Consider the following 11,971-nt stretch of genomic DNA (forward strand, 5'->3'; position numbering starts at 1 on the left):
CATTGAACGAATCAGTGTTTCCTTAAGGTAATCACAAAGTGCGGAGCAGTCTTATACTGAAGGTCTGCTCCCAGATTCCGGGCGCACTGTTCCATGGCCCTGAGGCCGGTTCCCCGCCGAAGAGGGCCTTTTAATCCCCTGCCATCATCGACAATCGTAAGGGCTGTCTCTCCGTCCCTGCCAAAGGTCACTGTTATGGATCCGGCCTGCCCGTGGAGAAGTGCATTGGTGAGGGCTTCCCGTATGATATGAACAAATTCTCCCGCCCGAAAGGTATCATCGGGCAGAGCCCCCTTTTGAATGACCGAGACCCCCAGTCTGCCATAAGCAGCAATGAGTGCATCCAGTTCTTCCTTCGGGTCTGCCATTCTGTCCTCTCGCAGATCTGCCATCATGTCTTCCAGGCTGGGAAGAATGGTGCTGTAATCGCTGATATTCTGATTATTCAGGAGCCGCTGCAGGATGGTAATGCGCTGCCCTAATATATCATGGATTTTATAGCGCAGATTTTCCATAGTCTTCCGTGTCTGCAGTTCCACCATGTTTCCGAGTGCATCTTTCACCGCCGCATTCCGCTCCTTCAGCACCCGGTTTTTTTCGTCCAGCTCCTGGTTCAACCGATAGAGGTCCGTCACATCGGATGCAGTAATCTGCCAGCCGGACTCACTGCGAAAGTGGATGGGATGGCGCTGCAGGAGCCAGGCCTCTCCGGACTCCAGGATGAAGAGCATATCCGGCCCGTGGCGCTCCATGGAAAGACCCGGCCTGCCGTCACAAAGGGGCAGCAGGTGCCAGAAAATATTGCCATTGCGAACTACCGTGCCAAGAATCTTCTCCATCACCTCGTACATGGTGAAATTTACAAGCACCGGTTCCCCTTTTTCCTGACTGATGAGAAGGCCCTCATCCAGGCAGTCCACCGCCGTCTGGATGGAGCGGGCCGTGAGCTGCTGCCGGTAACGGCCATAAGTTTCAGGGAAAAGGCGCAGCAGCCGCCATGCCAGGAAGGCCAGGGAAAGGGCCACGGACCAGGGCAGGATGTCATCAAATACAGGCCATAAAAGAAGGGAAGCCCCTAAAATCCACAGGCTCCGGGCCCGTCGGTCACGAAACCAGTACAGAGCACTCAGCGTACCCGCCAAAACTGCAGCCCACCGCCAGATATCGGTGCCGTGGGCATAAACGATACCATCCCTGCCGTCCGTAAAAATTTCATAGAACACCGCCATAACTGCCAGAAGCAGGATAAGACTGCTCCCTTCCAGACATTTCCGTCCCAGATGGCTGAATTCCGCCTGGGGCATGAGGAAATAATAAAGGACGCTGTTCACCAGGAAGAGAAGCATGGAAACAACAATGAAAAGCAGGATTTCCCAGGAAGGAAGTGTGTATAAGTTAACCATAATGTTTCCCTCCTATGTGAATGAATCGGTGCTTTCCCTGGAAAGCCGAACCGTGAGTCTTGTGCCATAGCCCGTGTCATCACATTGCACAGAAACATCATACTCCGACAGAGCCTGCCAGGAAGCAGGGCGGGTTTCTCCTTCTTTTTCTTCCAGCACTACGGAAAAAATCCAGTCCTTCTCCGTCTCTTTGAACTGACAAAGCCAAAAAGCTTCTCCCCGGGCCAGCACCTCTTCTCCCACATCCTCGAAAATATCATAGAGGGTCAGGGCTGCCTGCACCGGCAGATTTCCCTTCAAATCAAAGCCCACAGAGCCCCGGAGCCCGGCCTTTTCCAAATATCGCCAGGATTCCTCCGCCGCCATAGCCAGTTCCCGGGCATCCAGCATGCCTGCCTCCTTTCCCTGCAGAAGAAGGATACATCGCTTTTTCAAATAGCAGGCCAGAATATGAAGACGGCTGATGACTGCATCGGTGTGGGGCCCGGGCTTTGCGGTCTTCAGATAAGCCAGCCTGTGCCGGATGGCCGGCTGCTTGCGGGCAATGATTTCCTCCAGTTCTCTGTAAACTCTAAGGGTGACACCCTGCTCAATCGCCTGACGGCGGATATCACTAAGACAACTGAGGAGTTCATAGGACCAGTTCAGATCCTGGTTGAGACGTTCCAAAAGAGCCTGCCGCCGACGCAGAGGGCCTACATCCCTGTACCAGCGCACCAGGCCGCCGGAAATGGGCATGGACTGCACTTCAAAGTCCTCTCCCCGCAGCGGAGCCGTGCCACTGGATGCATAGACCAGGTGCCCGTCATGATCATAGAGCTGCATGGCCAGGCTGGAATGGCGGAAAAAGTCTATGTACCCCTCATTGGCCGGGACGAATTTTCCCCTTGTCACCAGTTCCAGCCAAAGAAGAACAGTCCAGATCGTCACCAGCACCAGCTCCGATGGCTGGAAAGGGGAACCAGGCAAAGCATACCCGACCACATAGATTCCATATCCCACCACAACGGCCAGGGGCAGGATCATCCGGGCGGGATGGCTCACCTTCCGGGAGAGGGAGGTATAACAGAGCACGCCATTCACAGCCAGAAGCTCCATGCCATAGACAGCAGCCAGGATGAAATACAGGGGCCCATAGCCATGACGGCTGTAAGCCGCCGCCAGACCAGCAGGCAGCGTAAAGACCAGCTGGTGGAAATCATTGGTCATCACCAGGAAGGCAAGAAGCAGATTTCCTGCGAAGATTCCCTTCATCCACCGGGGACAGGGCCTTGTAAGAAAGGCATAGGAGGCGCTGTAGCCGATCCATAGAAGAAAAGAAATCAGGATACCATAGAAAAGATAATAGCTGTACCAGATATAGCGTATGCCGTCATTCATGAAATCGGGCAGGCTCAGTTTGATTTCCCGGAAAAGTATCCAGCAGCACAGGGTAATGATGACCCCCAGATAGGCCCGGCGAACCTGGGGCTGCAGCACCTGCCGCCTGAGGCGTCCGCCCCAGAGGATGACAAAGAACAAAGTTACCGTATACCAGACCATATGACTGAAACCGGTGAGGATGGTGGGCCGGCAGCTTTGGAAAACATGATTGGTAATCTGCCGTGGAATATCATCGCCGGCCTGCAGAAAGGCTTCCGCATCAGAAACGAAGCGGGCCCCGGGCGGCGGGGAGAGAGCATATCCTGCGCCCTCCAGCGCCTCCGACAATTTTTGGCTGTCAAAGGATAAAGACTCCTTAGCCAGAAGTCCCTTCCTGAACGCCAGAGTTCCTTCCTCAGGGACTACCGGATGTACAGGAATGCCCTGTCTCTGCCACTCACGGACCTGGTAATCGAACAGCACATAAACATCCGCGGAAGGCCGATTTTCTCCTTCCTCCATAGAAAGCCGCCCATCCTCCTGAAGCTGCCTCAGTAGTTCCACCCCTGCCCTGCCGGATAGATCTCCTTTCAGCCCATAGCTCATGGCCTGTATGAAGAAGAGCCGGGCCGGATTGGTGCCGGTCACAGCCAGGGACAAAGGAGCGGAAGAGAGACTCTGCCATCCTGTAACCGGTACCGGGCAGCTGTCTGATACAGCCAGAACTACGGTGGCCGTATACTGAGGATACCACTGATAGGAGGCGCGGCTGCCTCCCTGCAGCACTGCCGCCTGTACATCGTAAGCTTCTACAGCCTGTACATCATCTTCCGGAAGATGGTGCAGCAGCTGGGATGACGGAATCCCCTGCACCTTTGCCCCTCTTTCAGAAAGAATGCGGCCATAGCTTTCTCCTTCGTCATGGTTGTACAGGATAACTGCTCCCGAGACCGCCGTAAGTGCGGACAGCCAGAAGAGAAGGCCAAGCCATAAAAGTCTGATCCATTTCCCCATAGCCCTCACCTGCCCCCGGGGATTCTTGAAAGAAGGATGCATCGAATAATTGTTACCTTCATTATAGCATAAGAGCCCCATACCAGAACAAAAAAGGAACGGCAGCAGGAAGTATCCTGTGCGGTTCCTTTATTTATTTACGATTTTATTTGCAAAGATGATAGTCCTTTTGCCCCTTCTTAACCAAAGGCTTCTTTACGGCCTGTGTTCACATCATAGCTGTCCTGCAGCATCGCTTCAGCGTCATCGATATTCCCTGTCCAGGGACCCGCCGCTGTTTCCGGATGCATGACGAACCAGGCAACGGACTGGCCGGAAATCTGGCGGCTATACCATTTTTTATTTCTCTTTTTAAGTCCGTCATGATCCGGTGTCACTTCATACACAACAGGGATGTCTTCACTTTCCGGAGGACGTACCAGGATTTCCAAAAGACCATTGCCGTCAAGGTCAGTGACCGCAAATTCCCGTACCGGTTCCCCGTCCATGGGATAAACCTTTTTCCAGTTCTTTATAAAAATGCGGATCTGCTCAGCTTCCGCACCACCATCGCCGGGACAGATTGTATTCCCTTCGTCCCAGGCCCGGGACGAAGCTCCCATAAGGCAGGCCGCCATCAGTCCCATGAGCAGTATCTTTCCAAATCTCATAGTGAACCTCCCGGATTTCTTTCCAAATGCCCACTGTACCAGAAAAGCACTGATTCATTCGCAGAGTATGCCTTTATAAAAATTTTGATGCACCACTTCGTCAGGAGATTCTTAAACAGTCTGCTATTCGCGTCATCATATTCCCTGGATTGCACCCAAATTCAAGAATGAAAGGCTGCAACGATTTAATCAGCGTGTCCCCGGAGGCCCGAGTACCACCGGCACCCATGATGATCCGGCCCCCGCAGGCACAGTGACCATAAGAATGGAGTAAACAGGATGGAATATCAGAATTTACCGCCGCCTCCTCCATGGCCGGCATCGGTGCTGTCATTCTTCTTTGCTTTAGGTGTACGGATGACATTCATATAGAGGAAAGTGTCTTCCTTATCCAGCAGCTCGAAGCTCTCTCTGTCCAGGTACGTATTCGCCTCCGGCGCAGGCACCACGTTGCTCATACCGCGGATGAGGCCGGCGCGGATGAAGAAGCCGCAGGCCCCGCCTATGGCCAGGGCGATGGCCAGGGCCAGCGGGCTGAAGCCGCTTTTCGGATCATAGGCTTTCCCGTTTTCTTCGTAATAAGCCAGCTGTTCTCCCACGCCCCGGGCATAAGCCGTAAAGGCTCCGGCATAATCACTCTTTTTGAGAGCGGGCAGGAATTTTTCTTCCAGCGCCGGAATGCCCTTTGCATCGGTAATCCGTTCCTTCATGGCCTTGTCAGTGGCAATGTAGTAATCCCTTGTATCCATGGCCAGGACAAGAACCATATTACCCTTTTTCCCATCCTTGAAAGTACTGTCCAGAAGCTTGTTGGCATAGTCTCCGATTTTCATTTTGTTCGTAGAAGGCACAGTGATAATTGCCATTCCTACACCGTAACGCTTTTCCACATCCTGCAGTTCTTTCATGACAGCAGTGCGTTCGGAGGTCTGCAGAAGCTTTGCACCGTCATGGAGTCCCAAAACGTCGGATGCCGCTGCAGTGACAGTGAGGAAAAGAGCCGCCAGAAACATAAACAGTGGTAACACATATTTCTTCATGCCTCTCCCCTCCTTACACAAACATTCTGACAAGGAAATAGAATACAGCGGTTAGTACAGCGGTGCTGCCGGCCCAGTACAGATTGGCCTTATTCTTATCCCAGGGAAGGCTGCCCACCATTTTTCCTGTCTGGCCGTTCATCATGAATGTATAGGGCTTGTCCTCATAGCGGGTGGTTAGTATCCACACCGGAGCCATGGCGTAGGAAACGCTGCCTTCGCCCTTGTTAATCACATCGTTCACCAGCTCGCGGCGCATGTATCCTTCTACCGTATCCTCCAGAACACCTACGGCACTTTTGCGTACCCGCTCATCAGCCCGGGGTGCGGCGGCTTCCGCATCCACATCGTACTTGTCGGCCAGGCAACCTGCCATGTAGGCACTGCTGAAGGGTTTGAGATCTCCGTAATCGTAGGGCTCGATGCTCTCCATATAGGTATCGTCCATTTTATTGCTGCCATCCACAGGAATCCGCCGGAAACGCATTTTTCCTCTGCGGTCGCAGCGATACACGTTCGTTTCCGTGACCCGTTCATCCTGGGTTTCATAGACCGTATCCGACTCCGCCTTGAATTCCGCCGACGCCGTCACTTCCGAATCAAAAAGCCAGAAAGGCACATACATGGGCTGGATGGATTCCACCCGGTTGCCTGCAGTAAAGGCTTTGGGCAGGAGCCATCTGCCTTTGTAAAACTCCTTCAGCTGAGCCACCGCATCTTCCTTGGTCTTCTTGAAGGGAATGACGAAATCCGGTTTCAGCATACCGTTAAACCGGCTGGGCAGCATGACCGGATTACCGCAGTAGCAGCATTCCGTGGCCATGGTGTTGCCGTCACTGACGATTTCCGCGCCGCAGGAAGAGCAGGTAAATGCTTTCATGGCAGCTGCTTCCTCTTCGCTCCATTCACCGCCTGCGCCTTCCGTATGCCATTTGGCCTCCTTTGCCGCCTGGGCTTCCGCCGCCATTTTTTCCTGCTTTGCAAAAATCTCTTCGATTTTAGCAGTCTCGAATTCCGTATCGCAGTACGGACAGGTCACTTTGGCGGCGCCGGGGGAAAATGACAGAGGACCGCCGCAGTTCGGACATGTATAGCCTACAGATGTATTGGCCATATTCCTCACCTCATTTCATGGACTACTGTCTGTCTTTATCGTCAAAAGGATCACCGCACCGGGGGCAGAATTTCGGCGGATGATGAGGATCCTCCGGCTGCCAGCCGCACTTGTCACACTTGAAGAGCGGAGCTCCTGCCGGCTTCGGACTGCCGCATTCCATGCAGAATTTCCCCTGATTCACTGCGCCGCAGCCAGGGCAGACCCAGCCCTTTTCTTCCTTCTGTTCCGGTTTTGTCTTTCCGCAGTTCATGCAGAATTTTCCTGTATTGCCCGTCTGTCCGCACTGGCAGGTCCAGGCACCTTCCGCCGGCTTGGGTTCCGGCTTCCTGGCACCGCAGCCCGGACAGAATTTGCCCTGGTTCACAGTGCCGCACTGAGGACAGGTCCAGCCGCCGGCAGCAGATCCTTCTGCTGCCCGGGCTTCCGCCTCCGCGCGGGCCGGCTTATCCATAAGCTTCTGCCGGTCCATCATCTCCTGCCTGCGGGTCATCTCATCGAGTTCCTTCTGCCGCCTCATAAATTCCTGCTGCTGAGCCATCTGCTGATACAAGCCGGCTCCTGCGTTTCCAGCCATATTCATATTCATAAAGCCGAAAGCCGCGCCGCCGCCCCCTTCATTCTGGGCAGCCATACGCATGGAATCACTGGTGGAATCGGCCATGGCGCCCATGGCCATCGAAGGATCGGCAAAAGTCTTGCTCATCTGCACTTTCTGAATCTTCGCTTCATCCTCCTCATTGGCCTTGATACTGTTAATGCCGAAGGACACGATTTCCAGACCCCGGAGCTCCCGCCAGCGCTTGGACAGCACATCATTCAGGGCATCGGCGATTTCGAAAGTCCGCCCCGGCAGCTCCACATAGTCAATGCGCTGGGCACTCAGTCTGGCAAAGGCCGGCTGCAGCGCGTTCAGAAGCTCCGACTTCAGCTGGCTGTCGATCTGACTGCGGTCAAACACATCCGCTGCATTTCCGACCACACCCGTATAGAAAAGCACTGGGTCCACAATGTGGTAGCTGTATTCGCCGAAGCAGCGCAGACGGATGAGCAGAATCTGCCCCGTATCGGGATCTTTCATTTTGAAGGGGATTTCCTGAGGCGTGCCGTACTTGTTGCCAAGGATTTCCTTCATATTGAAATAGTAGACCCGCTGATCCTTTCCTGTGTCGCCGCCAAAGGTGAACCGTTCCTTCATCTGGCCCCACATATCTTTTATGCCCTGCTTCAGGGTGCCGGTGAAAATGGAAGGTTCTGTGGATTTGTCATAAATGTATTCCCCCGGTTCGCTGCATACATCCACCACCTTGCCGGACTCCACTATCATCATGCACTGGCCGCTGTTGACGGCGATTTTGGAACCGTTGGAAATAATATTGTCTTCTCCGCCGGTATTGGAACTGCGATTATGGGAACTGGTCCGCTTCTGCCCCTTCATCATAAGAATGTTGGCGGGCATGCTGTCGCAGTAAAAAAACTCCTTCCACTGGTCGGCCAGTACGCCGCCGGCGGCACCCATGGCTGCTTTGATCAAACCCATAATACTTACCTCCTTTTCACTTCCCTATTGATTAGGAATCAATAAAATCAGCTTTCCTTTCATATATAGAATAGCTGATTACGAAATAAAAAAATACCTGTAATTTACTACAGGTTATGAATCCATAGGGATTAAACATAGGATTTTGCAGTTTATACACACGCAAAAAAGCATGACCTCCATTCGGCGCTGCCGATGAGGTCATGCTTTCTGAATTATTCAAATTATTCCCATTCAATGGTGCTCGGCGGCTTGGAGGTGATGTCGTAGACCACTCTGTTCACTCCGGCCACTTCGTTACAGATACGGCGGCTCATTTCGTCCAGCACTTCCCAGGGGAAGCGGAAATAATCAGCCGTCATGCCGTCGGAGGAGGTGACGGCGCGGATGCCTACGGTGTAGTCGTAGGTTCTTTCATCGCCCTGTACGCCTACGGAACGGATAGCTGCGGGGAGGATGGCGAAGGACTGCCAGATATCATTGTAGAGACCATGCTGTTTAATCACATCTCTTACGATGAAATCAGCACGGCGGAGGATATCCAGCCGTTCCGGTGTGATTTCGCCGATGATACGGATAGCCAGGCCCGGTCCCGGGAATGGCTGACGATTGACCACTTCTTCCGGCAGGCCCAGCTGACGGCCCAGTTCGCGGACTTCATCCTTGAAGAGTTCACGGAGCGGTTCAATGAGCTGGAATTTCATATCCTTCGGAAGTCCGCCCACATTGTGGTGGGATTTGATGGTGGAAGCGGTGGCGGTACCGGACTCTACCACGTCGGGATACAGGGTGCCCTGTACCAGGAATTTCACGTCTTCCAGCTTATTGGCTTCTTCCTGGAAGGTATGAATGAATTCAGCGCCGATGGTTTTACGCTTCTTTTCCGGTTCGGTGACACCCTTTAAAAGGGACATGAAATGCTTGGATGCGTCGATGTGCACCAGTTTCATATTGAACTTATTCTTGAAGGTATCTACCACCTGTTCTGCTTCGCCGAGGCGGAGGAACCCGTGGTCTACGAAGACGCAGGTGAGCTGTTCGCCGATAGCCTTATGCACCAGCACGGCTGCTACAGAGGAATCTACGCCGCCGGAGAGAGCACAGATGACGTTGTGCTTGCCAACCTTTTCGCGGATGTTTTCTACAGCAATGTCGATGTAGTTGCCCATGGACCAGCCGCCTTTGCATTCGCAGATTTTAAAGAGGAAATTCTTCAGCATGGTGGTACCTTCCGGTGTGTGAACCACTTCCGGATGGAACTGTACGCCGAAGAAACGGCGGGCTTCATCGGCCATGGCTGCGGTAGGAGTCAGGTCAGTATGACCGGTGAGGCCAAAGCCGGCGGGCATATCGGTCACTGCGTCGCCGTGGCTCATCCATACAGCGGTCTTTTCGGAAACGCCTTCAAAGAGGGCGCTGCTGCCGTTGCGATAAAAATCAGTATGGCCGTATTCATGCTTTTCAGGCTTCGATACTTCGCCGCCCAGTTCCTTAGCCATGAGCTGCATGCCGTAGCAGATGCCCAGAATCGGTACTCCTGCTTTGAACACGCCGGGATCCACCTGGGGTGCATTTTCAGCATTGACACTGGATGGGCCGCCGGAGAAAATAATGCCCTTCGGATTTTGGGCAAGGATTTCCTCAGCACTCTTGTTGTATGGCAGGATTTCGCAGTAAACGCCGCATTCGCGGACACGCCGTGCGATGAGCTGGGCGTACTGGCCGCCAAAGTCAACAATCATAACAATTTCCTGATGTTTCATCTGTTTCCTCCTGTGGAGACAATATCAGTAACGTAAACAATGTATTCCTTATTATATCACATTTGAAAGGCGGCTGGCGCCGCAGGTTGGCCGCCTGACGGCGGCGGGTTGTGTAGCAGGGTTGTGTTCGCTGACGCTCAGGGGGAAGGTGGCGGCTTTGGCGATGAATTTTATATGCTGCCAGAGGCAGCGAAAACCGTAAAACCGGGCTTCGCCCGATGGAAATGCACCCCTTTGGGTGCTGCGCACCACTTCCCCCGGAGGGGGAAGTTTATTCACTGCTCAGTCTTAAGCTAACTTAAGTAACTCTATGTTTTTCATAGAGCAAATCTCCCCCTCCGGGGGAGACGCCGCCGCAGGCGGCAAAAGGGGTGCATTTCCAATGTGTAGACCCTGCAGAGGGTCTACAAGTCGGGCAAAGTTGGTCCTTTGCCTGCACAAAAAAGGACCTTCCTATGAATTGCCCGACCGATGCCAAAGGCGCGGTTGTATGGTTTTCCAACGCCCGTCAGGGCGGTTTGCCTGTTTTTCTCGGGCTAAAGCCCGGTTGTCTGGTTTTTACCAGCTCACTAGTGCACTAACCCACTAAAGCTGTTTTCTACAAACCGGCGGCGAAGCCGCCCACCACAACCCTCGCGCCAGCGGCGCGTCAATCTTCAGAACCCTGAGAACCTTCGGCCCACAGGGCCGTCAACCCTCACGCCCGCCAGGGCGTGTCACGGCAGCCCTGTTTCATTCCGCCTCAAACAGGGGCAGCGGTTCCAGATAGATAATGTCCTTCCGCTTGGCAGCATCCCCTTCTGCCAGAATGGCTGCTTCACCCACCACATGGGCCCCTGCCTTTTCAGCCAGCTGTTTCATGGCCTTCATGGATCCGCCGGTACTGATGACATCATCCACCAGGAGCACATTTCTTCCCTTCAGGAGTTCCACATCCGTATCCATAAGGTAGAGACGCTGTTTACCGGCAGTGGTAATGGATTCATCTTCCACCCAGATGGGATTTTCCATATAGGCTTTCACTGATTTTCTGGCTACGATATACTTCTTCATGCCCAGCACACTGGCCAGCTCGTGAGCCAGAGGGATACCCTTTGTTTCTGCCGTCATGATGATATCCGTATCTTTGGGCACTCTGGAAGCCAGTTCTTTGGCACAGTTTTCAACGATTTCCGTATCTCCCAGGATGACAAATCCCGCAATAGCCAATTTGTCGGAAATATTCAGAATGGGAAGCTGCCTTGTGCAGCCGGCTACATGAAGTTCGTAATGTCTTTTTGCCATCATACACCTCGAAAAAAATAATGTATATCCTTTATGTAATATCCACCTGTGGCGGCGGAGTCGATGTAATTTCCACCTTCGGCGCTTCCGTAATGGTTACGGTCACTTGGTCGGCATCGTCATTCCCCTTCTGGACGCTGCCCTTTTCCTTCACCCCGTTTTGTGCGGGCGGAGCCTGTACATCCATCAGGGGAATCGCATCATCGGGCGCTGTTTTTCCCGGATTGTCCTTCTTTGTCTCCATGATCTGGTCAATTTCACCGGACAGCCGGTCACGGGTACTGTCATCGGTCATGGCCTGTCTGATGAAATACACGGTCAGCGCTGCGGGATCCTCCGTATTGGAAGGGATTTCCCGCCAGCGCCCATCCTGTCCCAGGGCCCAGGCCTTTCCATCCACGCTGTAGCGTACATGAATCCAGCTCTCCGTATAGGTTTGAGCAGACTTCACATCTACTATTTTCACCTTTGCCTGAAGACCATCTTCAAAGACATCCTCCACCGTCAAAGTAGATAAATCAAGAAAAAGGCCTGTAGCACCGTCGTTATAAATACCACCGGTATTCTGTATCATAGGATAGGTCTTGTCCCCATTCAGGTAATAAGGCTCAAAAGCTTCGGCCATCCCTCCCCAGGAAAAAGCCAGAGAGACCCCTAAGACCAGTGCCCACTTTTGAAATCTCTTCAACCCTTATCATCTCCTGTCTGATTCAATACCTATTATATTGTACAATAAATTTGTCTGATTGAGTACTGATTTCATAGAGGAATATGAGGTGGTAAGGAAAAGGTGCAAAGGAT

9 protein-coding genes are annotated in these 11,971 nt (G+C 53.1%); all 9 read right to left on the minus strand.

Annotation, left to right across the window (positions count from 1 at the left end; translation table 11 throughout):
• Positions 1 to 11: 11 nt before the first annotated feature.
• Positions 12 to 1,403, minus strand: coding sequence for an ATP-binding protein (locus tag NW747_RS00220; protein WP_273187420.1), 1,392 nt, complete (start codon positions 1,401 to 1,403; stop codon positions 12 to 14).
• Between the two features lie 12 nt (positions 1,404 to 1,415).
• Complete coding sequence (locus NW747_RS00225) at positions 1,416 to 3,779, minus strand: hypothetical protein (protein WP_273187421.1); 2,364 nt, start codon at positions 3,777 to 3,779, stop codon at positions 1,416 to 1,418.
• A 179-nt stretch (positions 3,780 to 3,958) separates the two neighbouring features.
• Positions 3,959 to 4,429, minus strand: coding sequence for a hypothetical protein (locus tag NW747_RS00230; protein WP_273187422.1), 471 nt, complete (start codon positions 4,427 to 4,429; stop codon positions 3,959 to 3,961).
• A gap of 287 nt (positions 4,430 to 4,716) precedes the next feature.
• Positions 4,717 to 5,469 (minus strand): TPM domain-containing protein, encoded by a 753-nt coding sequence (locus NW747_RS00235; RefSeq protein ID WP_273187423.1) that lies wholly within the window; start codon positions 5,467 to 5,469, stop codon positions 4,717 to 4,719.
• Between the two features lie 13 nt (positions 5,470 to 5,482).
• On the minus strand, positions 5,483 to 6,583 hold the full coding sequence (locus NW747_RS00240; RefSeq protein WP_273187424.1) for a TFIIB-type zinc ribbon-containing protein: 1,101 nt from the start codon (positions 6,581 to 6,583) through the stop codon (positions 5,483 to 5,485).
• Between the two features lie 22 nt (positions 6,584 to 6,605).
• Entirely contained in the window at positions 6,606 to 8,123 is a 1,518-nt protein-coding gene (locus tag NW747_RS00245; RefSeq protein ID WP_273187425.1) for an SPFH domain-containing protein, read from the minus strand.
• Positions 8,124 to 8,347: 224 nt separating this feature from the next.
• Positions 8,348 to 9,886: a glutamine-hydrolyzing GMP synthase gene (guaA, locus tag NW747_RS00250; RefSeq protein WP_273187426.1), complete on the minus strand. Its 1,539-nt coding sequence runs from the start codon at positions 9,884 to 9,886 to the stop codon at positions 8,348 to 8,350.
• 732 nt (positions 9,887 to 10,618) lie between these two features.
• Complete coding sequence (locus tag NW747_RS00255; RefSeq protein ID WP_273096752.1) at positions 10,619 to 11,170, minus strand: phosphoribosyltransferase family protein; 552 nt, start codon at positions 11,168 to 11,170, stop codon at positions 10,619 to 10,621.
• Between the two features lie 31 nt (positions 11,171 to 11,201).
• The gene (locus NW747_RS00260; protein WP_273187427.1) at positions 11,202 to 11,795 is read right to left on the minus strand and encodes a hypothetical protein; all 594 of its coding nucleotides are present in this window, start codon (positions 11,793 to 11,795) and stop codon (positions 11,202 to 11,204) included.
• Between the last annotated feature and the right edge of the window lie 176 nt (positions 11,796 to 11,971).

It is taken from the genome of Dialister succinatiphilus, assembly GCF_928721695.1.
Lineage (GTDB): Bacteria > Bacillota > Negativicutes > Veillonellales > Dialisteraceae > Dialister > Dialister succinatiphilus.

Coding starts and splice junctions, on each gene's coding strand:
- guaA (WP_273187426.1), bottom strand. CDS start 9,886: ATGAAACATCAGGAAATTGTTATGATTGTTGACTTTGGCGGCCAGTAC.
- NW747_RS00240 (WP_273187424.1), bottom strand. CDS start 6,583: ATGGCCAATACATCTGTAGGCTATACATGTCCGAACTGCGGCGGTCCT.
- NW747_RS00245 (WP_273187425.1), bottom strand. CDS start 8,123: ATGGGTTTGATCAAAGCAGCCATGGGTGCCGCCGGCGGCGTACTGGCC.
- NW747_RS00255 (WP_273096752.1), bottom strand. CDS start 11,170: ATGGCAAAAAGACATTACGAACTTCATGTAGCCGGCTGCACAAGGCAG.
- NW747_RS00260 (WP_273187427.1), bottom strand. CDS start 11,795: ATGGCCGAAGCTTTTGAGCCTTATTACCTGAATGGGGACAAGACCTAT.
- NW747_RS00220 (WP_273187420.1), bottom strand. CDS start 1,403: ATGGTTAACTTATACACACTTCCTTCCTGGGAAATCCTGCTTTTCATT.
- NW747_RS00225 (WP_273187421.1), bottom strand. CDS start 3,779: ATGGGGAAATGGATCAGACTTTTATGGCTTGGCCTTCTCTTCTGGCTG.
- NW747_RS00235 (WP_273187423.1), bottom strand. CDS start 5,469: ATGAAGAAATATGTGTTACCACTGTTTATGTTTCTGGCGGCTCTTTTC.
- NW747_RS00230 (WP_273187422.1), bottom strand. CDS start 4,429: ATGAGATTTGGAAAGATACTGCTCATGGGACTGATGGCGGCCTGCCTT.